Origin of the sequence: Amycolatopsis marina, from assembly GCF_900111885.1 — a bacterium.
GTDB classification, from domain to species: Bacteria; Actinomycetota; Actinomycetes; order Mycobacteriales; family Pseudonocardiaceae; genus Amycolatopsis; species Amycolatopsis marina.
Genome location: NZ_FOKG01000002.1, coordinates 1 through 23,814 on the forward strand (window position 1 = coordinate 1; position 23,814 = coordinate 23,814).

Here is a 23,814-nt window from a genome sequence, read left to right on the forward strand (position 1 = left end):
CCACCTACACCCTCACCGTCACCACGTTCGGCACCTAACCCACACACAACAACACCCCAGGAGCCGGTGGCGCGGACACCCGCACCACCGGCCCCCGCCGACCTAACAGATCCAACGGCCGAGTCTGCAGATCCGACAGGCGAGTCTGCAGATCCGACGGGCGAACCACGAGTCTCCATCGTCGATTCGGATGTCCGATCAGCTCATACGGGGGCGGTTCGAGCTGGAACGGGCGACTCGGCCCGGGAGGCAATGGTCGCGGTGCGCCGGAACTCGCTGGGGTTGGTGCCTCGGATCCGTTTGAACGCTGCACTGAACCCGAACGGGTCGGAGTAGCCCACGGCGCGGGCGACATCCGCGACGGTTGCGGACTCCTGCTCGACCAGTAGGTCCGCCGCGAGCGTCATGCGCCAGCGGGTGAGGTAGGTCAGCGGCGGTTCGCCGACCAGGTCGGCGAACCGCTTCGCCAGTGTCGAACGCGACACCGCGGTGCGCTCGGCCAGCGTGGCGACCGTCCACGGTGCTGCCGGTTCGGCGTGCAACAGTCGCAGCGCGTCGCCGACCACCGGGTCTCGCTGGGCGGCCCACCATGCCGGGGGTTCACCACCCGGTCGGTCGAACCACTCGCGCAACGTGCACACCAGCATCCAGTCCAGCAGCCGGTCGAGTACGACCTGCTGGCCCGGCGTGTCGACGGCGACCTCGGCGGCGAGGTGGTCCAGGACAGGATCGGCCGTGCCCCCGTCATCCACACGCAGCACGACAGGCAGCGCGTCCAGCAGTCGGCGGCTGATCTCGCCGCGCACGGGATAGGCGCCGACGATCAGCGTCGTGGCGGCGCGGCCGTCACCGGTGTCCGCGCCACGGTCGTTCCAGCCGCGCCGGTGCCGGGTCCCGCCCTGCTCGGGTGTCGCGCAGAGTTCCCCGCACGCGATGGGTTCAGCATGAGTGCCGACCTCGTCGACGAAGGTGAACGTCGCGGGGCCGCGCACAATGATGGTTTCGCGGGCGCGAAGCGGCTCGGGCGGACGGTGCGCCGGCACGATCCAGCCCGCCCCTTTGAGGACGGTACACAGGGTTAGCGGCGCACCGTCCACGAAGTGCAGGGCCCAGGGCGGGGACAGGATGGAGCTGCTGAACAACGATCCGTGGGCTCGTACCCCGCGAATCAGGTCACTGAACGCGTCCACCCAGCGAGTTTAGACGAATACACAGGCAATCCGGCGCTTTACCTATGGGCTCGTCCAAGTCGGACGTGTTCAATCGGTGTCATGAGCAACGGCGTCAGTTCGCTGACCACCCATGACCTCGAGTTCCTGCGACGCCCCCTGCACGGGTTCCTGTCCATGGCCGGGGGACCACTGCCACCACAGCCCCGGCCGGTGTGGTTCGAGGCAACTGCCGAGGACACGATCCAACTGTTCACCGACCCGGAATCGCTCAAGGTGCGGCACCTACGGCACGACCCCCGTGCCTCGATCGTCGTCGCCGCCCCAGTGGGCGAACGCGAGCGCTGGCTGTCAGTCGCAGGCCGCACCACGGTGGAACCTGACGGAGCACATGACCTGTGTGCCCGCCTGGCCGCTCGCTACTGGGACCTCGACGACCCAGCCCGCGCCGCCGACCTCGCCGGAATCCTGGCCACAGACCAGGTCCGTCTCGTCATCCACCCGGAGACCGTAAGTCGTTTTGTGTATTGACCTCGACGACAACCTGTTCAGGTGCGCGGTCGGCTGTCGCGATCACCCGCGAACTGCAAATTCGGGCCGCGGATCTGCAGACTCGCCTGTTGGGTGTGCCAAGTCGGGGCCTTGGGCGTCGGCGGGGCCGGTGGTGCGGGTGTCCGCGCCACCGGCTCCTGGGGTGTTGTTGTGTGTGGGTTAGGTGCCGAACGTGGTGACGGTGAGGGTGTAGGTGGCGGTGGTGGTGGTTCCTTTGCTGTCGGTGGCGGTGATGGTGATGGGGTAGGTGCCGGGTGTGGTGTGGAAGTTGGTCCAGATGTAGGCGGTGCTGGTGTGGCCGTCGCTGATGGTGGTGGGGGAGAACTGGATGGTGGCGGGGGCTCCGGTCGCGGTGAGGGTGTAGGGGCCGTCGCCGCCGGTGGCGGTGACGCGGGTCTGGGCGAAGAATCCCTGTGCCACGGTGCCCGATGCCGGTGACAGGGTGAGGGTCAGGTCGCCGGGTTGTTCGCCGCCGTCGCCGACGGTCAGGCGTAGCGGGGTGGTGTTGGTGCCGGACTCGGCGGTGCCGGTCACCGTGACCGTGCTCGTCCCGGCGGGGGTGCTGCTGCTGGTTTTCAGCGTGAGTTTCGCGGTCTTCCCCGCGGTCACCGTGGCCGGCTGCAATACCGCTTCGGCGCCACTGGGCAGTCCCGACGCGGTCAGCGCGATGTCCTCGGCACCGGCCTCCCCCGCGGTCGTGGACACCGTCGCCGACACATACCCACCCGGCACCACCTCCACCGAACCCGGCACCACCGACAACGAAAACTCACCCTCACCCGGCGGCTGTTCGCCGACCTGCTGCTTGACCCAGTCGCCCATGTCGTTGTTCAGCCGACCGTAGATGCTGTACCACCTGAAGTCGCTGCGGCTCCAGGATCCGACGCCGACCACGACGCCGTCCACGATCAGCGGTCCGCCGCTGTCGCCAGGAAGGATCGTCGTGCGCCCGTCGGAGTAACCGGAACACACCATGGTGGCTTGCTTGAAGCCCGCTCCGACGCCGGTGCACTCCCGTGAACCATCCACAATGGGCAGACGTGCCTTGTCGACCGTGACGTCCGCCGGGGAGTCGTTGTGGGTCTTCTTCCCGTACCCGACTCCGACGCCGGTCTTTCCCGGCTCGTTGAGGTCGGCGTACTTCGGGTCCGAGGTCGCGAACTCCGCGTACTGCCCGTTCGGCACCGGAATGTCCTGCTTCGTCGTCACCACGGCGACGTCGTAGCCCTGGTCGAAGTTCACGTACTTCGGGTGCTGGACATAGCTTTCCACCTCCAGCCTCGTCCCGCCCCCTTCGTTGAGATCATCGAGGCCGTACAGGTAACTCTTCTCTCCGTCGGCGTCCTTGCAGTGTGCGGCGGTGAGAATCTTGCGCGGTGCGATCACCGAGCCCGTACAGGACTGCCCCTGCGGCCGCGCGCCCGGCGTGCGCAGCCCGGCGATGATGAACGGGAACTCCGCGACAGAACTGTCCTCGCCGTTGTAGTACTGGGCGGAGAAGTCGTCCGGTAGTTGTGCCTCGTCCGTCGGTGCGACAGCTTCCAGCGGGGGCGCTTCGGGTTCGGCTGCGGCGGTGCCGGTCGTGAGGGGCATGGCGATCATCGTGGTCGCGATCGCCAGCAGCCCCAGTCGGCGTGCTGTGTTCACGGTGGTTCCTTTCCGTGCTGGAAAGTTGTCTCGTGGCAGGGGAAATTGCGGTGATCGGCACGAAACCGAGTCGCATCCCGTTACTGTCAGCCGCTCTGACGGCCGGAACAACCGAGGTTCTGACCCGTAGCGATACTCATTTATCCGCAGGCGATGGCAGAGTGGCCTTTATGCGTGTGATCGTGATCGGCAGCGGTATCGCCGGAGCCAGTGCCGCCTACCACCTCGCCAGGGCGGGCGTGGAGGTCGTCATCGTGGACGCCGTCCATCCAGGACGCGCCACCGACGCGGGCGCGGGCATCGTCAGCCCGTGGACCTCCCGCGGGCTCGACGGTGCCCTGTACGACCTCGCGGAACGCGCCGCCGTCCACTACCGGGACCTGGTGGGGCAGTTGGAGGAGGACAGCGGCCAGGGATGCTCGTTCGAGATCGCCGGAGGCATGGTCGTTTCCGCCGACGCGGACGAGCTGGCCGAAGCCCAGCAGCGCATCGCGGCGAGAGCGAGGCTGAGCCCGTACGCCGGAACGGTGCGCCGCCTCGACCCCGGCGAGGCTCGCGAGTTGTTCCCGCCGCTCGCTCCCGGACTCGGTGCGGTGCATATCACCGGGGCAGGCCGGGTGGACGGCCGTGTGCTGCGTCGGGCGCTGCTCGGGGCGGCCGCCGGACATGGTGCCGTCTTCCACGAGGGGGTCGCGCACCTGCGGGAGGCCGGCGGACGGGTTGGTGGTGTCGAGGTGGCGGGCCGCTCCCTCGGCGCCGATGGCGTGGTGGTCGCCGCGGGCGCGTGGAGCCCGGCGCTGGTGGCACCGCTCGGTGTCCGGCTCGCGATGTCCCCACAGCGGGGGCAGATCAGCCACTTCGCCGTGCCGGACGTCGACACCGCCGCCTGGCCCGTCGTGCTTCCGGTGTCCAGTCACTACATGCTGGCTTTCCCCGGCTCGCGGGTCGTGGCGGGCGCCACCAGGGAGACCGGCGCAGGGTTCGATCACCGGATCACCGCCGCCGGGCAGCGGGAGGTGCTGGAGCACGCCCTCACGGTGGCGCCGGGCCTGGCCGAGGCGACCCTGCTGGAAACGAGAGTGGGCTTCCGGCCGCTCTCGGCGGACGGTGCCCCGTTGCTCGGTCCCCTGGACAGTCATCCCGAGGTCTATGTGGTCAGCGGCTTCGGACCCTCCGGACTGACGCTGGGGCCGTACGCGGGCCTGCTCGCCGCGACCGAGCTAACAGGCACCGCGGCTCCGCTGGATCTCGGCCCACTGCGTCCCGAACGGATCACAAGCCGGTGAGCAGTTCCAGCTCCCGCTCGCCGGTGCGCTCCACCGTCAGCCCTGCCCGGCGAGCCGCCGACACCAGGCCGCCCACAGTGGACGGCTCGCGCGGCACCGTCGCCAGTACCGCGGCAAGCCTGCCCTTGTAGGCCTTGTTGTGGTGGCTCACCGTCTTCCGTGCGCCCGTGGCGTCCTCGGTGACCACGCGCACGGTCACGGATCCCGGTGTCCGGGCGAGCGAGGCGTACGTACCGGACCGCAGGTCCACCACCAGTTCGTCGATCGTGGCCAGCGCGGGCTCCAGCGCGGGTCGCCAGAGTCCGCGCAACGACGCGACCGCGGGCAGCGCGCTTCCGCCGGAGAGCCGGTAGGCCGGAATCAGGTCGTCGCCCCGCACCACTCCGAACAGCGCGGAGGCCACCGCGAGACGTTGCTGTGCCCTGGCCAGCTGGGCGCGCCGGAATCCGGCCACGTCCAGCGCGTCGTAGAGCACGCCCGTGTACCGGAGCAGCGCCGGGACGGTCGGCGATGACCACAGCTCGGCGTTCCGTGCGACCTCGTGCTCCTGTCGCCGCGAGATGTCCAGTGCGTCGAGACTCGCGGGCACGTCACGGGCGAGATCCACGAGCGCGTCACCCAGTTTGGCGCGCACCGGGTTCAGCTCGGGCAGGAACAGGTTCTCCAGGTCCACCGGCGGTCCGTCGCCACCGGCGGCCTTGGTTTCCGAGGGAGGCAGCAGGACCAGCACGACAAGCAGGGTATCCGCCGGTTGTTCGGCCGAGGTGGGGGCGGGGCCGATCTCTGTGGGCACCGACGGAACCGGGCGCTCGACAACCGGGTGGAACGGGACGGCAGCGGTTGACTACGCTGCGCGAAACGTCTATGTCGGGTTCGCCCCCTAGGAGCACAGAAGTGATCACCAGGATGTCGTCGCTGTTCCTCCGCACACTGCGCGAGGATCCGGCCGACGCCGAAGTACCGAGCCACCGGCTGCTGGTCCGCGCAGGCTACGTCCGCCGCGTCGCGCCGGGCGGGTACTCCTGGTTGCCGCTGGGCCTGCGGGTGCTGCGCAACATCGAGACGGTCGTGCGCGAGGAGATGGACGCCATCGGCGGCCAGGAGATCCAGTTCCCCGCGCTGCTGCCGAAGGAGCCGTACGAGGCGACCGGCCGCTGGACGGAGTACGGCGCGAGCCTGTTCCGGCTGAAGGACCGCAAGGGTGCGGACTACCTGCTCGGCCCGACGCACGAGGAGCTCTTCGCGCTCACCGTGAAGGGCGAGTTCAGCTCCTACAAGGACTACCCGGTCGTGCTGTACCAGATCCAGACGAAGTACCGGGACGAGGCGCGTCCCCGCGCCGGCATCCTGCGGGGCCGCGAGTTCGTCATGAAGGACTCCTACTCCTTCGATCTCGACGACGCGGGGCTGGAGCGCTCGTACCAGCTGCACCGCGAGGCCTACATCAAGATCTTCGACCGGCTCGGCCTCGACTACGTGGTCGTGGCCGCGACCTCGGGCGCGATGGGCGGCTCGGCCTCGGAGGAGTTCCTCGCGGTGGCCCCGACCGGTGAGGACACCTACGTCCGCAGCACCGAGTCGGGCTACGCGGCCAACGTCGAGGCCGTCACCACCCCCGCCCCGCCGAAGCAGCCCGTCGAGGGCAGGTCCGACGCGCAGGTGCACCACACGCCGAACACCCCCACCATCGAGACGCTGGTGGACTTCCTGAACGCCGCAGGCCTCGACCGCACCTTCACCGCCGCCGACACCCTGAAGAACGTGCTGGTCAAGACCCGCGCGCCGGGGGAGAAGGAGTGGCAGCTGCTCGCCATCGGCCTCCCCGGTGACCGCGAGGTCGACCTGAAGCGGCTGGAGGCTTCGGTCGAACCGGCCGAGGTCAGCCTGCTCGAGGAAGCCGACTTCACCGCGAACCCGTTCCTGATCAAGGGCTACATCGGCCCGAAGGCACTGCAGGACAACGGGGTCCGCTACCTCGTCGATCCGCGCGTCGTGCCCGGCACGGCGTGGGTCACCGGAGCGGACAAGGCCGACCACCACATGGTCGATCTGTTGTGCGGTCGCGACTTCACCCCGGACGGCACGATCGAGGCCGCCGAGGTGCGCGAGGGCGACCCCTCGCCCGACGGCGAAGGCACACTGGTGGCCGCTCGCGGCATCGAGATCGGGCACATCTTCCAGCTCGGCCGCAAGTACACCGACGCGTTCGAGGTCGACGCGCTCGGCGCCGACTCCAAGCCCATCCGCATCACGATGGGTTCCTACGGGGTCGGCGTCTCCCGGCTCGTCGCCGCCATCGCCGAGCAGAGCCACGACGAGCTCGGCATCGTCTGGCCACGCGCCGTGGCGCCCGCCGACGTGCACGTGGTCATCGCGGGCAAGGACGAGGCCGTGGCCGAGGGAGCCGAGCGGATCTCCGCCGAGCTCTCGGAGCGGGGCGTGCGGGTGCTGCTCGACGACCGCAAGGCCACACCGGGGGTGAAGTTCGCCGACGCCGAGCTGATCGGCGTGCCGACGATCCTGGTGGTCGGCCGGGGGCTGGCCAAGGGCGTCGTCGAGGTCAAGGACCGCGCGTCCGGCGACCGTACCGAGATCGCCGTGGACGAGATCGTCGAGCACCTGGTGTCGCTGACCGGGCGCTAGTCCGGACCGCTCACCTGCCGAGCACCGCCGCCAGCACGGCGGCGGTGTCCGACAGGTCCGTGAACACGACGTGCGCGCCGGAATCACGCAGCTCCCGCTCGCTGTGCCTGCCCGTCGCCACACCGATGGCGACCGCGCCGTGGTGCAGCGCCGCGTCGACGTCGTGCGGGGTGTCGCCGATGACCACAACGGACTCCGGCGCGTACGGGTTGCCGTGTTTCGCCTCGGCACGGCGCATCGCGTGGGCGACGAGTTCCGGTCGCTGCGCGGACAGCGAGCCGTAGCCGCCGATGTCGAAGTCCAGGTGGGTGTGCAACTCGAACGCGGACAGCTTGTGCATGGCGATCTCCGGCAGATTCCCGGTCACCAGCGTCTGGACGATGCAGGCCTGACCGGCCATCGCATCGAGGGCCGCGGCCGCTCCCGGTAGCGCCCTGCCCCGCTGGGCGAGTGTCGGCCGGGCTTCGGTCGAGAGGGCCACCAGCCGTTCCCACATCCGCTGGACGATCTCGTCGGTCGCCTCGATGGCGTGCGCGGCCAGCACCTCCATGGTGATCGCCCGTTCGGTCCTGCCGGGGAAGGTCGGCACCTCACGCAGGGCCACCCCGGCCACGTCGGCGAGTGCCTGTGCGTACCAGCCGCCGCCGAGACCACGCAGTTCCACCAGGGTCAGGTCGATATCCCACAGCACGAGCCTGCCGGGGGAGCGCATCACGTCGTCCACGCTGCGAGGCTACCGGACCCCCAGCCGATTTATTCAACGCCCGTTGACTTCTGGCTCGCCGTGAACTTATTCTGTGCACATAATTCAACGTGTGCAGAAATAAGGGAGCAGTCATGTCCGAACGGATTCCGCGCCGACCGTCGGCAATCGCGATCCTGGCCTCGATCGCCGGCGTGCTCGTGGCCGTGGTCCTGGGCTTCCTCACCTTCGGGGCGCAGGCGACCGCCGGTCCCGACGGCGTGCCGCTCGCCGTCGCCGCACCCGAGTCGGGGCCGTTGCGGGCGGCCGCCGAGCAGGTCGCCGGCCACGGCGGTGAGCAGGTGAGCTGGCAGGTCACGACCCCTGAGCAGGGCAGGGTGCTGCTGGGGGACAAGGAGGTCTACGGCGTACTGGAGCTGAGCGGCGGGCAGCAGGGGCCGACCGCGACAGTCGTCGTGTCCGGGGCGATCAACCCGAGTGGCACCCAGGTCGCGCAGCAGGTGCTCACCGGCGCCGCGCAGTCCTTGACCGCAGCCATGGGCCAGGGGGCCGCCGCTCCGGTCCAGGTGGAAACCCTGCACCCCACGAGTTCGGTCGTGCGGGCGGCTCCACTCGGGCTCAGCGCGCTGGCCTGGGTCGGCTGCCTTGTCGCGGGAGCCGTGCTCACGCTGCTGGCCGCCCGTGGTTCGGTCCGGCCGGGCGCGGGAGCGCGGCTGCTGCAGATCAGCGGCGTCACCGTGCTGATGACCGCGGTCCTCGCCGGATTCCTCGCACTGTGGGACTCCAGCCTGCCGCTGGGCTGGGATGTGCTCGGCTTCCTCGCGCTCACCGCCGCGGGTTTCGCCGCACTGCAGGCCGGGCTGCTCCGGCTGCTCGGACTTCGCGCGATGGCCCTGCTCGGTCCGCTCTACCTCGTGGCTCCGGCGGTCGCGGGTCAGGTGCCGGAGATGCTCGATCCCGCCTACCGGACGCTGCTGTGGTCGTGGACCCCGTTCCGGTTCAGCACCGAGGGACTGCGCAGCCTGCTGGCCGGCGCCCCGGACGCACCGGACGTGGCGACGGGTGTCTGGGTGCTCGCGGGAATGCTCGCCGTGGGACTCATGATCGCGCTGTGGCCCACGCGGCGAACGGGTACGTCCGATCCGACCGGAAGTGAGCGGACCACGGCATCGGCCGCGCGGGAATCGGCGGTGAGCTGACGCTCGCGTTCGAAGGCTCAGCCCTCGAGGAAGCTGAAGCGGACCTTCCGCACCGGATTGTCCACATTGGTGTCCACCAGGCATACCGACTGCCAGGTGCCCAGCGCCAGCCTGCCGTCGAGCACGGGAACGCTGGCGTAGGGCGGCACCAGCGCCGGCAGCACGTGGTCGCGGCCGTGGCCGTGGGTGCCGTGCTGGTGCCGCCAGCGGTCGTCCCTCGGCAGTAGTTCGTCCAGTGCCGTCAGGAGGTCGCCGTCGCTGCCCGCGCCGGTTTCGAGGATCGCCAGCCCCGCGGTGGCGTGCGGCACCCAGACGTGGAGCAACCCGTCGCCCGCGCCGCTGTCGCCGAGGAAGCGCTCCGCGTCCTTGGTCAGATCGTGCACGACGGCGGTGCGCCCGGTGTGGACCTCGATCTCCGTGGAGTGCATGTCTCCACGGTAACCACGGTGTCACCACCACGCGACCGCCGCCGTGGTCGATCTCGCTTCGGTCGCGGGTTGCGCGCTGTTTCTACAGTTCCTTCGTCTCCTCAGATCCGCGGCGGAGACGGAGATGCGTTACCGCTACGTCGAGTGATGCGGAGGTCTGGCCATGTTCCTGTCGCCGTTGCGTGTGCAGGTTGATTTCGATAGGTGCGAGGGACATGGGCTCTGTACCGGGGCGGCGCCAGAAATTTTCGAACTGGATGACAGCGGCAAACTCCACGTGCTGCAGGAGATTGTCCCGGTCGGACAGGAGCTTCATGCGAAGGAAGCGGTGCGGGTGTGTCCTGTCGTGGCGCTGAGGACGACAACCTCCCCCTGACGGCCTTGCCACCGGTGCCACCGATCGCGCGTTCGTGAGCGTTGGTCGGCGAAACCGGGTTCCACACGCTTTGGGATCGGTTGCCGACAACCGGTCCGTGCCCGAGTCGTTCATCGAGTCACGGAGGTATGCGATGTCAGAAGGACAGCTCGATCAGCTGCCGTTCAATCCCTTGAGTCCCCAGCACCTGAGCGACCCGGACGATCGGCTCGCGGCGGCTCGCACCCAATGCCCGGTGAGCTTGCCCAAGGGCGATTTCGCCACGCTGGTCCGGGACACCGACGTTCGGGACGTGCTGGTACAGACCGATGTCTACTCCGCCAAAGGAAACTTCGTTATCGAGGGCGAGCTCGACATGCCGGTCGCGCTCATCACCGAGCTGGACGCGCCGGAGCACACGGAGTTGCGCACCAGGCTGCTGCGCTGGTTCGCGCCCCGTCGGTTGCGTCAGCTGACCCCGGAGGTCGAAGCGATCGTCGAGCAATCCCTCGCAGCGTTGCCCGACGAGGGCGAGGTCGAGCTGTACGACGCCTACGTCCGGTTCATTCCGGCGAAGGTCCTGTTCGCGTTCATGGGACTGCCGAAGGAGCACTGGGGCCGAATTCAGCAGTGGACCGACGTGATTCTGGCGACCGTGCCGGAGCCGATCGCGGATCTGCCGGAGATGCAGGAGCTGATGACATTGCTGAACGAGGTCGTCGAGCAGCGACGCTCTGGCGAGCCGGGATCCGGTGACGTCATCGACGGCTTAGTCCATGCGCGGGAGGGTGAGAGCGAGCTGACCGCGGGAGAGGTGATCACGCATCTCTTCCAACTCGTGGGTGCGGGAACGGACACCACCCGGAGCCTCATCGTGAACACCGTGTACCGGCTGCTGGAGTCCGGTCAGTGGGAACGGCTGGTGAATGACCGGTCGTTGCTGCCGAACGCCATCGAGGAAAGTCTGCGCCTCGACACTCCCCTGCAGTTCGTCCTTCGGACGGCCAAAGAGGACACCGAGATCGGCGGTTGCCCGGTCGATGCGGGAAGCAAGGTGTTTCTGAGTCTGCAGTCGGCCAACCACGACGAGGAGACATGGGGTGTTGATGCCCGGGAGTACCGCCCGGACCGAGTGGGCGCCGCCTCTCATCTGGCGTTCGGACGAGGCGTTCATGCCTGTATGGGAGCGCCGTTGACCCGGATCGAAGTCATCAAGGCGATCGACGCCTTGCTCGACCGCTACCCGAACATGCGGCTGAGCCCGGCCGCGACGTGGGACCGTATCGAGGCTCCGCTGCTGAAGCGTCCACGCGAACTCCGGGTGATTCTCGGCTGAACCGGAACATCGCTTGCATTGCTCAACCGAGTTCTGACTCGGCCCGCTCGATCACCGCGAACTCCTCCTCGGGTGCCTTGGCGACCAGACGGTGTCTGCTGTAGAACCAGAAATAGGCGAGGAAGGCCAGGAAGATCGCCGCCGTCACACCCGCCGCGAGCATGTCCACCAGGAACGTCGCGATCACCGCGGCGACGGCCAGCACCAGTGCCACCGAGGTCGTCGCGATGCCACCGGGGGTCCGGTACGGGCGCTCCAGTCCGGGTTCGCGGAACCGCAGCACGATGTGTGAGAGGTTCAGCAGCACATACGACACCGTGGCGCCGAACACCGCCACGTTGATCAGCAGTGCACCGTCCCCCGTCGCGGTCGCCAGCAGGAAGCCGATGGTGCCGGGCACGATGAGCGCGAGGTAGGGCGTCTTGCGCTTGCCGGTCCTGGACAGCCAGCGGGGGAGGTACCCGGCCCTGGACAGGGCGAACAGTTGGCGGGAGTAGGCGTAGATGATCGAGAAGAAGCTCGCCACCAGCCCGGCCAGGCCGACGTAGTTGATGACCTGGGCGAGCAGGTTGTCTCCGCCGTAGGCAGCGCGGACAGCCTCCGGCAGCGGGTTGTCGGAGGTGGCGATCGCCTGCGACCCCGCTCCGCCGGGGGCGGTCACCAGGATGAGCGCGGCGAACACGACCAGGGCCGCCATGGCGACGATGATGCCCTTCGGCATGTCCCGCTTCGGGTCACGGGCCTCCTCCGCTGCCAGCGGTACCCCTTCCACCGCGAGGAAGAACCAGATTCCGTAGACCAGTGCGGCCAGTACGCCGGTGATGCCGAACGGCAGGAAACTGCTCGCGCCGACGGCATCGGTGGCCGGGATGTCGAACAGTTTGTCAACGGAGAACTTGGGCACCATGCCCACCACGAAGGCGATCAGTGCCAGCACGGCCACCGCGGTGATCGCGAACATGATCCGCAGCGCCTCGCCTGCTCCCCGCAGATGGATTCCGACGAAGACCAGGTAGCAGACCAGGTAGACCGGCCAGCTGTTGGTGAGTCCGAACAGGCCGAGCGTTTCCACGTATCCGCCGATGAAGATCGAGATCGCTGCCGGTGCGATGGAGTACTCGATCAGGATCGCCGTCCCGGTGGCGAAACCGCCGAGTGGACCGAGCGCCCGTCTGGCGAAGCCGTAGCCCGCCCCCGCGACGGGCAGGGCGGAGGACATCTCGGCGAGCCCGAAGACCATGCAGCTGTACATGACCGCCATCAGCACCGTGGCGACCAGCAGACCACCCCAGCCGCCCTTCTCCAGGCCGAAGTTCCAGCCGGCGAAGTCACCGGAGATGACGTAGGAGACACCGAGACCGGCCAGCAGCAGCCAGCCGGCCGCTCCTCGCTTGAGTTGGCGCTGCCGCAGGTAGTCGGCGCCCACCTGGCTGTACTCGACCGATAGGTGGGGTTTGTGGCTCGATCTGTTGGTCGCGCGGTCCGCGGCGTTACTGTCGGACATGGAAACTCCCTGATTGGTTTCCGGGCGACCACCGATGTCTGCTGATTCCCGCCATCGGACATCAATGGGTCGCTCGCCAGTCCTTTGAGGTTCTCAGAGGGTTGTCCAGACGACAGCTCTTGTCAAGCGACCAACCAGGCGGCTAGGTTCAATGGTCTAAGTTTGAGCCTTTGAGACTTGTGTACGACCCAGCCGACAGCCTGTGGCGGCCGGGACCCCGAGTGGCGCTGACGCGGAAGGATGTCGAGATGGCAGACAGAGCCGGAATGCTCACCCTGGAGCGGCTGCGCCAGCTCGTCGCCGATCGGGTGGTGGACACGGTGCTGGTGGCCATGACCGATATGCAGGGGCGACTGCAGGGCAAGCGCTGCTCGGCGGAGTACTTCCTGGACGAGGTTGTCGCGTACGCGACAGAGGCCTGCAACTACCTGCTCGCCGTCGACGTCGACATGAACACCGTGGACGGCTACGACATGTCCTCGTGGGAGCGCGGCTACGGCGACTTCGTGCTCCGGCCGGATCTCGGCTCGCTGCGTCTCGTGCCATGGCAGGAGGGCACCGCGATGGTCCTCTGCGACATCGAGTGGGTGCAGGGCGGTGACGTGCCCGTGTCCCCGAGGCAGGTGCTGCGCCGTCAGCTCGATCGGTTGGCCGAGCGGGGGCTCGAGGCCTTCGTCGGCACCGAACTGGAGTTCATCGTCTTCGACGACTCCTACGAAGAGGCGTGGAACGCGGGGTACCGCGGACTGACCGCGGCAAATCAGTACAATGTGGACTATTCGATGATGGGCACGGCCCGGCTGGAACCGCTGCTGCGCCGCATTCGCAACGCGATGACCGGTGCGGGCATGTATGTGGAGTCGGTGAAGGGCGAGTGCAATCCAGGGCAGCACGAGATCGCCTTCCGCTACGACCGCGCGCTGGCCACCTGCGACAACCACGTCATCTACAAGTCGGGAGCCAAGGAGATCGCTGCGCAGGACGGCAAGAGCCTGACCTTCATGGCGAAGTACGACCATCGCGAGGGGAACTCCTGCCACATCCACGTCAGCCTGCGTTCCACCGAAGGGCAGCCGGTGCTCGCGGGGGAGGAGGCCGGCGGGTTCTCCCCGATGATGCGGCACTTCCTCGCGGGCCAGCTCGCCTGCCTGCGTGAGTTCACCTACTTTTTCGCCCCGAACATCAACTCCTACAAACGCTTCGTTCCGGGCAGCTTCGCGCCGACCACGGTCGCCTGGGGCACGGACAACCGCACCTGCGCCCTGCGCGTCATCGGGCACGGAGACTCGCTGCGGACGGAGAACCGCGTGCCGGGGGGCGACGTCAACCCGTATCTCGCCGTTGCCGCACTGATCGCCTCCGGCCTGCACGGCATCGACAACGAACTGGAACTGGAGCCGGAGCTGTCCGGCAACGCCTACACGTCCGGCAAGCCGACGGTGCCCACGACGCTGCGGGAATCCGCGCAGCTGCTGGCGGACAGCGACCTCGCCCGTGTGGCCTTCGGCGAGGACGTGGTGCGCCACTACCTCAACGCGGCGCGGGTGGAACTCTCGGCCTTCGACGCCGCCGTCACCGACTGGGAGCGTGTCCGTGGTTTCGAGCGGCTCTGACCGGCCGGTCATCGGCCTGACCACCTACGCCGAGCGGACCCGGTTCGGGGTCTGGGACGTCGACGCGGCGGTACTGCATCGGTCTTATGTGGACTCGGTGGTCCGGGCTGGAGGCGTGCCCGTGCTCCTGCCCCCGGCCGGAGACGCGCACGGTGAGCTGCTCCCGTTGCTGGACGGGCTGGTGCTCACCGGCGGCGCCGACATCGAACCGAGGCGGTACGGCAGCGAGGCGCACGCCACGACGGTGACCAGACCGGACCGGGACGCCGCTGAGTTCGCGCTGGCCGAGGCCGCGCTCAGTGGGACGATCCCGGTCCTCGGTGTCTGCAGGGGCATGGAGGTGCTCAACGTGGTGCTGGGCGGCACGCTGGTGCAACACCTGCCCGAGGTCACCGGCACGGTGGCGCACCAGCCCGAGGTCGCCGTCTTCGGTGACACCGTCGTCACACTGGCAGCAGCCAGCAGGGCCGCAGCCGTCCTCGGCACCGAGACCGCCTGCCGGTGCTACCACCACCAGGCCGTGGCCACCCTCGGCGACGGTCTCCAGGCGGTCGGCTGGGCGGCCGACGGCACGATCGAGGCGCTGGAGCTGCCCGGCGAGCGGTTCGTGCTCGGCGTGCAGTGGCATCCGGAGCAGGACAGCGCCGACCTGCGGCTGTTCGGCGCGCTCGTCGAAGCCGCGACCAAGAAAAGCGGAGGAGAGTCATGAACCCGACGACCGTGTTCGACGTCGTCAACCCGGCTACCGAGGAGGTGCTGGAGCGCGTCGCACTGACCTCGGCGGCCGAGACCGACGCGGCGATCGAGCGGGCCGTCGCGGCGGGCAGGTCCTGGCGGACGGTGGCTCCCGGCGACCGGGCCCGGCTGCTGCGCCGTTTCGCCGAGGCCGTGGACGGCGACCTGGAGAACCTCGCACAGCTGGAGGTGCGTAACTCAGGGCACACCATCGGCAACGCCCGCTGGGAGGCAGGCAACGTCCGCGATGTCCTCAACTACTACTCCGCCGCGCCGGAACGCCTGATCGGCCAGCAGATCCCCGTGCCGGGCGGGGTGAACGTCACCTTCGCCGAACCGCTCGGGGTGGTGGGTGTGATCGTGCCGTGGAACTTCCCCATGCCCATCGCGGGCTGGGGTTTCGCACCGGCTCTCGCGGCGGGCAACACGGTGGTGCTGAAACCTGCCGAGCTCACTCCGTTGACCGCGATGCGGCTGGCCGAACTGGCGCGCGAGGCGGGCATTCCGGAGGATGTGTTCCAGGTGCTGCCGGGCAAGGGATCGGTCGTGGGACAGCGCTTCGTCGACCACCCCGGTGTCCGCAAGGTCGTGTTCACCGGCTCGACCGAGGTCGGCAAGCAGATCATGGCCGGTTGTGCGGCGCGGGTTAAGCGGGTGACCCTGGAACTCGGCGGGAAGAACGCCAATGTCGTCTTCGCCGACGCCGACCTCGAACAGGCCGCGGCGACCGCGCCCTACGGCGTCTTCGACAACGCGGGACAGGACTGTTGCGCCCGCTCCCGAATCCTCGTGCAGGCGTCGGTCTATGACCGGTTCATGGAACTGCTCGAGCCCGCGGTCCGTGGGGTCGTGGTCGGGAACCCCGGTTCGACCGAGACCGAGATGGGGCCACTGATCTCCGCGGCGCACCGGGAGAAGGTGACCTCCTATGTGGACGGCGACACGCCGGTCGCCTTCCGGGGCAGCGCTCCGGAAGGGCAAGGGTTCTGGTTCCCGCCGACGGTGGTGACTCCGTCCTCGGCCCAGGATCCGCTGGCCACCGACGAGATCTTCGGCCCGATCGTCGCCGTGTTGCCGTTCGAGACCGAGGCGGAGGCGGTGGCGATGGCGAACGACACCGAGTACGGCCTTTCCGGCTCGATCTGGACCTCGGACGTGGGGCGGGCACTGCGGGTGTCGCGGGCCGTGGAGGCAGGCAACCTCTCGGTCAACTCCCACGCCTCGGTGCGCTACTGGACACCCTTCGGCGGCTTCAAGCAATCCGGTCTCGGCCGAGAACTCGGCCCTGACGCCGTCGCGGCATTCACCGAGACCAAGAACGTCTTTATCGCAGTGCCTGAGTCCGAGAAGTAGTACCCGGCATCGAGAACCAAGGGGAGCAAGGACATGCAGCGATTCACCGGCAGGGTTGCCGTGATCACCGGCGGCGGCAGCGGGATCGGCCTCGCCTCGGCGCGCAGGCTGGCGGAGGAGGGGGCGAAGGTCGTCATCGCCGACGTCGACACCGCGGCGGGCAAGGCCGCCGCGGACGAGGTCGGCGGCGAGTTCGTGCGTACCGACGTCACCAGCGAGTCCGAGGTGGAGGCGCTGTTCCAGGCCGCCGTCGACACGTTCGGCTCGGTCGACGTCGCCTTCAACAACGCGGGGATCTCCCCGCCGGAGGACGACTCCATCCTGACCACCGGCCTGGAGGCCTGGCAGCGGGTGCAGCAGGTCAACCTCACGTCCGTCTACCTCTGCTGCAAGTACGCGATCCCGCACATGCGGCGGCAGGGGAAGGGTTCCATCATCAACACCGCGTCGTTCGTCGCGGTGATGGGCGCGGCCACCTCGCAGATCTCCTACACGGCGTCGAAGGGCGGGGTGCTGTCGATGAGCCGCGAGCTCGGGGTGCAGTTCGCCAGGGAGGGGATCCGGGTGAACGCCCTCTGTCCCGGACCGGTCAACACACCGCTGCTGGAGGAGCTGTTCGCCAAGGATCCCGAGCGTGCGGCCCGGCGCCTGGTCCACGTCCCGCTCGGCCGGTTCGCCCAGCCGGAGGAACTCGCCGCGGCGGTGGCCTTCCTCGCCAGCGACGACGCGTCGTTCATCACGGCGTCGCAGTTCCTGGTAGACGGTGGCATCTCCGGCGCGTACGTTACTCCCCTATAAGCTGAGTACCGGTAGACCGACAACTGCATACAGGGCTGTATGAGCCGGAGCGGGAGAGTCCCCGACGCGAGAGCGTGCGGGGCACCGAAGGAGCAAACTCCCCGCCAATCTCTCAGGTACAACTACCGCTTCAGGCCAGGCCACTCTGGAAAGCAGGCGTAACTCGCGCCTCACCCAAGGTGAAAGCCGCGGATCAACCGTGGTGAAACTCTCAGGTGCCATGACAGAGGGGGAGTTCCCAAGCGCGGCCGGGTTCGCCCGCTCGCGTGCGACAAGAGGAGCTCCCGTGTCCCACGAATCTCGAGACTCTTTCGCGTCCCGGCACATCGGGCCGTCGGAACCCGAGCTGGCCAAGATGCTGGCGGAGTGCGGGTACGGCAGTCTCGACGGGTTGATCGAGGCGGCGGTCCCCGCCGGCATCCGGATCGACGACGAGCTGGATTTGCCCTCGGCCGCGTCCGAGGAAGAGGCCACTGCCGAGTTGCGCCGGATCGCGGCGGACAACCGGCCGATGACGCAGATGATCGGCCTCGGTTACCACGACACAGTCACTCCCGCGGTGATCCGCCGGAACGTGCTCGAGAATCCCGCTTGGTACACCGCGTACACCCCGTATCAACCGGAGATCTCGCAGGGCAGGCTCGAAGCGCTGCTGAACTTCCAGACCATGGTCTCCGACCTCACCGGGCTGACCACAGCCAACGCCTCGCTGCTGGACGAGTCGACCGCCGTCGCCGAGGCCGTGTTGCTGATGCGCCGGGTGTCGAAGTCGAAGTCCCATCGCGTGGTGCTCGACGCAGAGTGCCTGCCCCAGACGATCGCGGTCGTCGAGACGCGTGCCAAGGCCGTCGGTATCGAGGTCGACGTCCGCGACCTCGCCGAAGGACTGGGCGAGCAGGGCTGCTTCGGGGTGGTCGTGCAGTACCCGGGTGCCTCGGGGGTGCTGCGCGAGCCGGAGTTCTACCGGAATCTCGGCGCCGTGGCCAAGGAATCGGGTGCGCTCTACTGTGCCGCGGCCGACCTGCTGGCCCTCACGATGGTCACCGCGCCGGGCGACTTCGGCGCCGACCTCGTCGCGGGAACGACGCAGCGCTTCGGCGTCCCGCTCGGCTACGGCGGTCCGCACGCCGGTTACCTCGCCGTGCGCTCCGGCCTGGAGCGGTCCCTGCCGGGCAGGCTGGTCGGCGTCTCGGTGGACGCCGACGGCGCGCCCGCCTACCGGCTGGCCCTGCAGACCCGGGAGCAGCACATCCGCAGGGAGAAGGCCACCTCCAACATCTGTACCGCCCAGGTGCTGCCGGCGGTGCTCGCCGCGATGTACGCCGTCTACCACGGGCCGGACGGTCTGCGGCAGATCGCGGGCAGGGTGCACGCGCTGGCGGTGTCGCTTGCCGAGGGCCTGCGCGGAGCGGGCATCGAGCTGGTGCACGACGGAACCGGCGCGACCGGCTTCTTCGACACCGTGCTGGCCCACGTGCCGGGCAGGGCGGCCGAAATCGCCGCCGCCGCCCGCCGCGAAGGGATCAACCTCGGTCTCGACGGCGCGGACCACGTCCGCATCGCCTGCGACGAGGTGACCAGGCCGGAGACGCTGCGCGCGGTCTTGCGGGCCTTCGGCGCGGCCGAGAACGACAACCTTGGACAGGCCGAGGGTGACGCGCTGCCGGAGGGTCTGTCCCGCGAGGGCGGCTACCTCGACCACGAGGTGTTCCGCGCGCACCGCTCCGAGACCGCGATGCTCCGCTACCTGCGGGGGCTCGCCGACCTCGACTACGCGCTCGACCGGGGGATGATCCCGCTCGGCTCCTGCACGATGAAGCTCAACGCCGCCAGCGAGATGGAGCCGATCAGTTGGCCGGAGTTCGCCGGACTGCACCCATTCGCCCCGGCGGAGGACGCGGCCGGGTACCGGACCCTGATCGGTCAGCTGAGCAGTTGGCTGGCCGAGGTCACCGGGTACGACACGGTGTCGCTGCAGCCCAACGCGGGCAGCCAGGGTGAACTGGCCGGCCTGCTCGCCATCACCGCGTATCACCAGGCGGGCGGCGAGTCCGAGCGGGACGTCTGCCTGATTCCGTCCTCGGCGCACGGCACGAACGCGGCCTCCGCGGTGCTTGCCGGGATGCGTGTGGTGGTCGTCGCGTGCACCTCCGACGGCGACATCGACCTCGACGACCTGCGGGCGAAGGTGCGCGAGCACGCCACCACCCTCTCCGCGATCATGATCACCTACCCCTCGACGCACGGGGTGTACGAGCACGGGGTTACCGAGATCGCCCAGATCGTGCACGACGGCGGCGGGCAGGTATACGTCGACGGCGCGAACCTGAACGCGTTGCTCGGCGTCGCGAAGCCCGGTGAGTTCGGTGGCGACGTCTCGCACCTGAACCTGCACAAGACCTTCTGCATCCCACACGGCGGGGGCGGGCCGGGCGTCGGCCCGGTCGCGGTTCGCGCGCACCTCGCGCCGTACCTGCCCAGCCACCCGCTGCTCCCCGGTGCGGGCACCGGGGAGGCGGCGCGGAGCGCCTCCGTTGAGGGTGGCGGTGGGCGACGGGTGGGCGGCATTGGTCCCATCGCCGGGGCCCCTTTCGGGTCGGCGTCGATCCTGCCGATCTCCTGGGCCTACGTGCGGATGATGGGCGCTGCCGGGCTGACCTCGGCGACCAAGGTCGCGGTGCTCGCCGCCAACTACGTCGCGGCCCGGCTGCGGGCGCACTACCCGGTGCTGTTCACCGGGCAGAACGGGCTTGTCGCCCATGAGTGCATCATCGACCTGCGCGGGCTGACCAAGCAGACCGGCGTGACCGTGGACGACGTGGCCAAGCGCCTCATCGACTACGGCTTCCACGCGCCCACCATGTCGTTCCCGGTGGCGGGGACGTTCATGGTCGAGCCGACCGAGAGCGAGGACGTCGGCGAGATCGATCGCTTCTGCGACGCCATGATCGCGATCCGGCACGAGATCGACGCGGTGGCCGAGGGACGCTGGTCCGTCGAGGACAGTCCGCTGCGCGGTGCCCCGCACACGGCCGAGATGCTCGCGGGGGAGTGGGAGCAGGCCTACGACCGCAGGCTCGCCGCCTACCCGTCCGGTGTCCGGGCCAAGGGCAAGTACTGGCCGCCGGTGCGGCGGATCGACGGTGCCCGCGGTGACCGCAACCTCGTCTGCTCCTGCCCGCCCGTCGAGGCATACGACAGCTGACCCGCAGCCGACGACCACCGAAAGGGTTCGCAATGAGCACCCAGTCTCCGCTGCACGAGGTCCACGCCGAGCTCGGCGCCTCGTTCACCGACTTCGCCGGCTGGTCCATGCCGGTGCGCTACTCCAGTGAGCTGGCCGAGCACAAGGCGGTCCGCGAGGCCGCGGGCCTGTTCGACCTCTCGCACATGGGCGAGATCGAGGTGCGGGGTCCGGAGGCCGCGCTCGCCCTCGACTACGCCATGATCGGCAACCTGTCCGGCGTCAAGGTCGGCAGGGCCCGCTACACGATGCTCTGCCACAGCACCGGCGGGGTCCTGGACGACCTCGTGGTGTACCGCCTGGCCGAGCAGCGTTTCCTGGTGGTGGCCAACGCGGGCAACGCCGCCGTGGTGGCCGCCGAACTGCGTGACCGGGCGCACGGCTTCTCCGCCGAGGTCGACGACCGGTCGGCGGAGTTCGCGCTGATCGCCGTGCAGGGTCCGAGTTCGCCCGAGATCGTCGGCAACGTGCTCGACTCGATCGAGCTCGACGGCGGGCTGCCCGACCTGAGGTACTACGCCGCCGCCCCCGCCGTGGTGCGCGGGCACGAGCTGCTGCTCGCCCGTACCGGATACACCGGTGAGGACGGCTTCGAGCTGTACGTGCCCCCGGCCGAAGCGGCCGACGTCTGGCGCCTGCTCACCGAGGCGGGACAGCGGCACGGCCTGCTGCCCGCGGGACTGGCCTGCCGGGACACGCTGCGGCTGGAAGCGGGAATGCCGTTGTACGGCAACGAACTCACCGTGCGGCTGACGCCGTTCGAGGCCGGGATGGGGCGGCTGGTGAAGTTCGAGAAGCCGGGTGACTTCGTCGGCAGGGCCGCGTTGGAGAAGCACCGCGACGAACTGGCCGAACGGCCCGCCGAGCGCGTTCTGATCGGACTGCAGGGCAGCGGCAGGCGCGCACCCCGGCACGGATACCGGCTCCTCGACGGTTCGGGCGCGGACGCCACGGAGATCGGCGAGGTCACCAGCGGTGCCCTCTCGCCGACACTCGGCTACCCCATCGCGATGGCCTACGTCGATCCGGCGCACCGGGAGCCGGGTGGCACTCTGTACGTCGACATCCGGGGCCGCGTCGAATCTGTCGAGGTCGTCGCGCCGCCCTTCTACAAGCGTTCCGCCTGATCCGCCAGATACGGAGACATTCATGAGCATTCCCGAGAACCTGAGCTACACCAAGGAACACGAGTGGCTGAACCTGGCGGACGGCGTGGCGACGGTGGGCATCACCGCCTTCGCCGGCGAATCGCTCGGTGACATCGTGTTCGTCCAGCTGCCCGCCGTCGGCGACACGATCACCGCGGGCGAGGAGTGCGGCGAGATCGAGTCGACCAAATCGGTCAGCGAGCTCTTCGCGCCGGTGAGCGGTGAGGTCGTGGAGATCAACGAGGCCGTCACAGACTCACCCGAAACGGTGAATTCCGATCCCTACGACGCGGGCTGGCTGTTCAAGGTCAAGGTGGACACCGTGCCCGAGCTGCTGGACGCGCAGGCGTACTCCGCACTGATCAGCGAGGAGGGCTGAGCATGACGGCTGTCAACGAATCGTCGTTCACCGCTGACCTGGCCACTGTGGACCCCGAGGTCGCCAAGGCGGTGGCTGCCGAGCTGGACCGGCAGCAGTCCACGCTGGAGATGATCGCCTCGGAGAACTTCGCGCCGGTCGGCGTACTAGAGGCGCAGGGGTCGGTACTGACCAACAAGTACGCCGAGGGCTATCCGGGCCGCCGCTACTACGGCGGGTGTGAGCACGTCGACGTCGTCGAGCAGTTGGCGATCGACAGGGCGAAGGAGTTGTTCGGCGCCGAGCACGCCAACGTGCAGCCGCACTCCGGCGCGCAGGCCAACGCCGCCGCCATGGTCGCGATGCTGGAGCCCGGCGACACCATCCTCGGGCTCGACCTGGCCCACGGCGGGCACCTGACCCACGGCATGCGGATCAACTTCTCCGGCAAGCTCTACAACGTCGTCGCCTACCACGTGGACGGCGAGACCGGGCGGGTCGACATGGCCGAGATCGAGCGGCTCGCCACCGAGCACCGGCCGAAGCTGATCATCGCGGGCTGGTCGGCCTACCCGCGCCAGCTCGACTTCGCCGAGTTCCGCCGTATCGCCGACTCGGTGGACGCGAAGCTGATGGTCGACATGGCGCACTTCGCCGGCCTCGTGGCTGCCGGACTGCACCCCAGCCCGGTGCCGCATGCCGACGTCGTCACCACCACGACGCACAAGACGCTCGGTGGTCCGCGTGGCGGGATCATTCTGTCCAAACAGGAACTCGCGAAGAAGATCAACTCCGCGGTGTTTCCCGGACAGCAGGGTGGCCCGTTGGAGCACGTGATCGCGGCCAAGGCCGTCGCGCTGAAGATCGCGGCGAGCGAGGAGTTCCGCGAGCGCCAGCAGCGGGTGCTCGACGGCGCCCGCACCCTGGCCGAGCGGCTGTCCCAGGAGGACTGCGCGTCCGCCGGGGTCCGGGTGCTGACCGGTGGCACCGACGTGCACCTGGTGCTGGTCGACCTGGTGAACTCCACACTGGACGGAAAGCAGGCGGAGGACCGGCTGCACTCCGTCGGGATCACCGTCAACCGCAACGCGGTGCCCTTCGACCCGCGCCCGCCGATGGTCACCTCCGGGCTGCGCATCGGCACCCCCGCGCTGGCCACCCGCGGTTTCGAGGCTGAGGACTTCGCGGAGGTCGCCGACATCATCGCACTCGCGCTGCGGCCCGAGATCGACGCCGAGACCGAGAAGGACCTGCGGACACGCGTCGAGGTGCTGGCGCGCAAGCATCCGCTGTATGCGGGGCTGACATGAACGCACGCGACCGGCTCCGGGACCAACTTGGGTACGGCAATGAGTGCGGTGCAGCCCCGCCGGCGAGTGAGGCGAAAAGCACCGCCCCTGATGGTCGGAAGTTGTTGCGGCTTGAGGTTCGTAACAGTGAGACGCCGATTGAGAAGAAGCCGTCGTGGATTCGGACTCGGGTGCGGATGGGGCCGGAGTTCACGGAGTTGAAGGGGTTGGTGCGTCGGGAGGGTCTGCACACGGTGTGTGAGGAGGCTGGGTGCCCGAATATTTATGAGTGTTGGGAGGATCGGGAGGCGACGTTCCTGATTGGTGGGGATCAGTGCACGCGGCGGTGTGATTTCTGTCAGATCGATACGGGTCGTCCGGCGGAGTTGGATCGTGAGGAGCCGCGGAAGGTCGCGGAGAGTGTGCGGGCGATGGGTCTGCGGTATTCGACGGT

The 23,814-nt window shown here is 68.8% G+C and carries 20 protein-coding genes, 1 pseudogene and 1 riboswitch; of the genes and pseudogenes, 15 read left to right on the plus strand and 6 right to left on the minus strand.

What is annotated here, in order from left to right; genetic code table 11:
* Positions 1–203: 203 nt before the first annotated feature.
* Positions 204–1,190, minus strand: a complete 987-nt coding sequence (locus BM199_RS04165) for an AraC family transcriptional regulator (protein ID WP_091669859.1) — start codon at positions 1,188–1,190, stop codon at positions 204–206.
* A gap of 81 nt (positions 1,191–1,271) precedes the next feature.
* Here BM199_RS04165 and BM199_RS04170 point away from each other — a divergent pair, with 81 nt between their 5' ends.
* Positions 1,272–1,700: a pyridoxamine 5'-phosphate oxidase family protein gene (locus BM199_RS04170; protein WP_091669862.1), complete on the plus strand. Its 429-nt coding sequence runs from the start codon at positions 1,272–1,274 to the stop codon at positions 1,698–1,700.
* A 180-nt stretch (positions 1,701–1,880) separates the two neighbouring features.
* On the opposite strand, the gene BM199_RS04175 is transcribed toward BM199_RS04170, so the two are convergent.
* Positions 1,881–3,368, minus strand: coding sequence for a trypsin-like serine protease (locus BM199_RS04175; protein ID WP_245788149.1), 1,488 nt, complete (start codon positions 3,366–3,368; stop codon positions 1,881–1,883).
* 170 nt (positions 3,369–3,538) lie between these two features.
* Between BM199_RS04175 and BM199_RS04180 the strand changes: the two genes are divergently transcribed.
* The gene (locus tag BM199_RS04180; protein ID WP_091669865.1) at positions 3,539–4,654 is read left to right on the plus strand and encodes an NAD(P)/FAD-dependent oxidoreductase; all 1,116 of its coding nucleotides are present in this window, start codon (positions 3,539–3,541) and stop codon (positions 4,652–4,654) included.
* Here BM199_RS04180 and yaaA read toward each other — a convergent pair.
* Positions 4,641–5,384, minus strand: coding sequence for a peroxide stress protein YaaA (yaaA, locus tag BM199_RS04185; RefSeq protein ID WP_091670791.1), 744 nt, complete (start codon positions 5,382–5,384; stop codon positions 4,641–4,643). The two genes, BM199_RS04180 and yaaA, sit on opposite strands and share 14 nt — an antisense overlap.
* Before the next feature lie 164 nt (positions 5,385–5,548).
* Between yaaA and BM199_RS04190 the strand changes: the two genes are divergently transcribed.
* The gene (locus BM199_RS04190; RefSeq protein WP_091669868.1) at positions 5,549–7,297 is read left to right on the plus strand and encodes a proline--tRNA ligase; all 1,749 of its coding nucleotides are present in this window, start codon (positions 5,549–5,551) and stop codon (positions 7,295–7,297) included.
* A 10-nt stretch (positions 7,298–7,307) separates the two neighbouring features.
* Here BM199_RS04190 and BM199_RS04195 read toward each other — a convergent pair whose 3' ends face one another.
* Entirely contained in the window at positions 7,308–8,009 is a 702-nt protein-coding gene (locus tag BM199_RS04195) for an HAD family hydrolase (RefSeq protein ID WP_091670793.1), read from the minus strand.
* 125 nt (positions 8,010–8,134) lie between these two features.
* On the opposite strand from BM199_RS04195, the gene BM199_RS04200 reads away from it, so the two are divergent.
* Positions 8,135–9,199: a YhgE/Pip domain-containing protein gene (locus tag BM199_RS04200; protein WP_245788150.1), complete on the plus strand. Its 1,065-nt coding sequence runs from the start codon at positions 8,135–8,137 to the stop codon at positions 9,197–9,199.
* 17 nt (positions 9,200–9,216) lie between these two features.
* On the opposite strand, the gene BM199_RS04205 is transcribed toward BM199_RS04200, so the two are convergent.
* Positions 9,217–9,627 carry a secondary thiamine-phosphate synthase enzyme YjbQ gene (locus tag BM199_RS04205; protein WP_091669870.1) on the minus strand — a complete coding sequence of 137 codons (411 nt, stop codon included), beginning with the start codon at positions 9,625–9,627 and terminating at the stop codon, positions 9,217–9,219.
* 163 nt (positions 9,628–9,790) lie between these two features.
* Between BM199_RS04205 and BM199_RS04210 the strand changes: the two genes are divergently transcribed.
* Positions 9,791–10,003, plus strand: a complete 213-nt coding sequence (locus tag BM199_RS04210; RefSeq protein ID WP_245788151.1) for a ferredoxin — start codon at positions 9,791–9,793, stop codon at positions 10,001–10,003.
* A 133-nt stretch (positions 10,004–10,136) separates the two neighbouring features.
* On the plus strand, positions 10,137–11,318 hold the full coding sequence (locus BM199_RS04215) for a cytochrome P450 (RefSeq protein ID WP_091669873.1): 1,182 nt from the start codon (positions 10,137–10,139) through the stop codon (positions 11,316–11,318).
* A gap of 22 nt (positions 11,319–11,340) precedes the next feature.
* Here BM199_RS04215 and eat read toward each other — a convergent pair whose 3' ends face one another.
* On the minus strand, positions 11,341–12,822 hold the full coding sequence (gene eat / locus BM199_RS04220) for an ethanolamine permease (RefSeq protein ID WP_091669875.1): 1,482 nt from the start codon (positions 12,820–12,822) through the stop codon (positions 11,341–11,343).
* 248 nt (positions 12,823–13,070) lie between these two features.
* Here eat and BM199_RS04225 point away from each other — a divergent pair, with 248 nt between their 5' ends.
* The 9 genes and pseudogenes from BM199_RS04225 to BM199_RS35145 form a co-directional block, all read left to right on the plus strand.
* Entirely contained in the window at positions 13,071–14,435 is a 1,365-nt protein-coding gene (locus tag BM199_RS04225; RefSeq protein ID WP_091670801.1) for a glutamine synthetase family protein, read from the plus strand.
* On the plus strand, positions 14,416–15,144 hold the full coding sequence (locus tag BM199_RS04230; protein ID WP_091670798.1) for a gamma-glutamyl-gamma-aminobutyrate hydrolase family protein: 729 nt from the start codon (positions 14,416–14,418) through the stop codon (positions 15,142–15,144). Before BM199_RS04225 ends, BM199_RS04230 begins: the two co-directional genes overlap by 20 nt.
* Positions 15,141–16,523, plus strand: coding sequence for an aldehyde dehydrogenase family protein (locus BM199_RS04235; protein ID WP_091669877.1), 1,383 nt, complete (start codon positions 15,141–15,143; stop codon positions 16,521–16,523). Before BM199_RS04230 ends, BM199_RS04235 begins: the two co-directional genes overlap by 4 nt.
* Before the next feature lie 33 nt (positions 16,524–16,556).
* On the plus strand, positions 16,557–17,321 hold the full coding sequence (locus BM199_RS04240) for a 3-oxoacyl-ACP reductase (protein WP_091669879.1): 765 nt from the start codon (positions 16,557–16,559) through the stop codon (positions 17,319–17,321).
* Positions 17,322–17,361: 40 nt separating this feature from the next.
* Positions 17,362–17,459, plus strand: a riboswitch (glycine riboswitch).
* Positions 17,460–17,541: 82 nt separating this feature from the next.
* Positions 17,542–20,526 carry an aminomethyl-transferring glycine dehydrogenase gene (gcvP, locus tag BM199_RS04245; RefSeq protein WP_091669882.1) on the plus strand — a complete coding sequence of 995 codons (2,985 nt, stop codon included), beginning with the start codon at positions 17,542–17,544 and terminating at the stop codon, positions 20,524–20,526.
* Between the two features lie 32 nt (positions 20,527–20,558).
* Positions 20,559–21,692: a glycine cleavage system aminomethyltransferase GcvT gene (gcvT, locus tag BM199_RS04250; RefSeq protein WP_091669884.1), complete on the plus strand. Its 1,134-nt coding sequence runs from the start codon at positions 20,559–20,561 to the stop codon at positions 21,690–21,692.
* A gap of 22 nt (positions 21,693–21,714) precedes the next feature.
* The gene (gene gcvH, locus BM199_RS04255; protein ID WP_091669887.1) at positions 21,715–22,092 is read left to right on the plus strand and encodes a glycine cleavage system protein GcvH; all 378 of its coding nucleotides are present in this window, start codon (positions 21,715–21,717) and stop codon (positions 22,090–22,092) included.
* Positions 22,093–22,094: 2 nt separating this feature from the next.
* Positions 22,095–23,381, plus strand: a complete 1,287-nt coding sequence (gene glyA / locus BM199_RS04260) for a serine hydroxymethyltransferase (protein WP_091669890.1) — start codon at positions 22,095–22,097, stop codon at positions 23,379–23,381.
* Between the two features lie 101 nt (positions 23,382–23,482).
* Positions 23,483–23,814, plus strand: a pseudogene (locus BM199_RS35145) (lipoyl synthase); the annotation flags it as partial.

What these genes read in the sequence shown, in the direction of transcription:
- BM199_RS04170 (WP_091669862.1), top strand. Translation starts at nt 1,272, where the DNA reads ATGAGCAACGGCGTCAGTTCGCTGACCACCCATGACCTCGAGTTCCTG.
- BM199_RS04215 (WP_091669873.1), top strand. Translation starts at nt 10,137, where the DNA reads ATGTCAGAAGGACAGCTCGATCAGCTGCCGTTCAATCCCTTGAGTCCC.
- BM199_RS04240 (WP_091669879.1), top strand. Translation starts at nt 16,557, where the DNA reads ATGCAGCGATTCACCGGCAGGGTTGCCGTGATCACCGGCGGCGGCAGC.
- BM199_RS04205 (WP_091669870.1), bottom strand. Translation starts at nt 9,627, where the DNA reads ATGCACTCCACGGAGATCGAGGTCCACACCGGGCGCACCGCCGTCGTG.
- eat (WP_091669875.1), bottom strand. Translation starts at nt 12,822, where the DNA reads ATGTCCGACAGTAACGCCGCGGACCGCGCGACCAACAGATCGAGCCAC.
- gcvP (WP_091669882.1), top strand. Translation starts at nt 17,542, where the DNA reads ATGACAGAGGGGGAGTTCCCAAGCGCGGCCGGGTTCGCCCGCTCGCGT.
- glyA (WP_091669890.1), top strand. Translation starts at nt 22,095, where the DNA reads ATGACGGCTGTCAACGAATCGTCGTTCACCGCTGACCTGGCCACTGTG.
- gcvT (WP_091669884.1), top strand. Translation starts at nt 20,559, where the DNA reads ATGAGCACCCAGTCTCCGCTGCACGAGGTCCACGCCGAGCTCGGCGCC.
- BM199_RS04235 (WP_091669877.1), top strand. Translation starts at nt 15,141, where the DNA reads ATGAACCCGACGACCGTGTTCGACGTCGTCAACCCGGCTACCGAGGAG.
- BM199_RS04210 (WP_245788151.1), top strand. Translation starts at nt 9,791, where the DNA reads ATGTTCCTGTCGCCGTTGCGTGTGCAGGTTGATTTCGATAGGTGCGAG.
- BM199_RS04225 (WP_091670801.1), top strand. Translation starts at nt 13,071, where the DNA reads ATGGCAGACAGAGCCGGAATGCTCACCCTGGAGCGGCTGCGCCAGCTC.
- BM199_RS04200 (WP_245788150.1), top strand. Translation starts at nt 8,135, where the DNA reads ATGTCCGAACGGATTCCGCGCCGACCGTCGGCAATCGCGATCCTGGCC.
- BM199_RS04180 (WP_091669865.1), top strand. Translation starts at nt 3,539, where the DNA reads ATGCGTGTGATCGTGATCGGCAGCGGTATCGCCGGAGCCAGTGCCGCC.
- gcvH (WP_091669887.1), top strand. Translation starts at nt 21,715, where the DNA reads ATGAGCATTCCCGAGAACCTGAGCTACACCAAGGAACACGAGTGGCTG.
- BM199_RS04195 (WP_091670793.1), bottom strand. Translation starts at nt 8,009, where the DNA reads ATGCGCTCCCCCGGCAGGCTCGTGCTGTGGGATATCGACCTGACCCTG.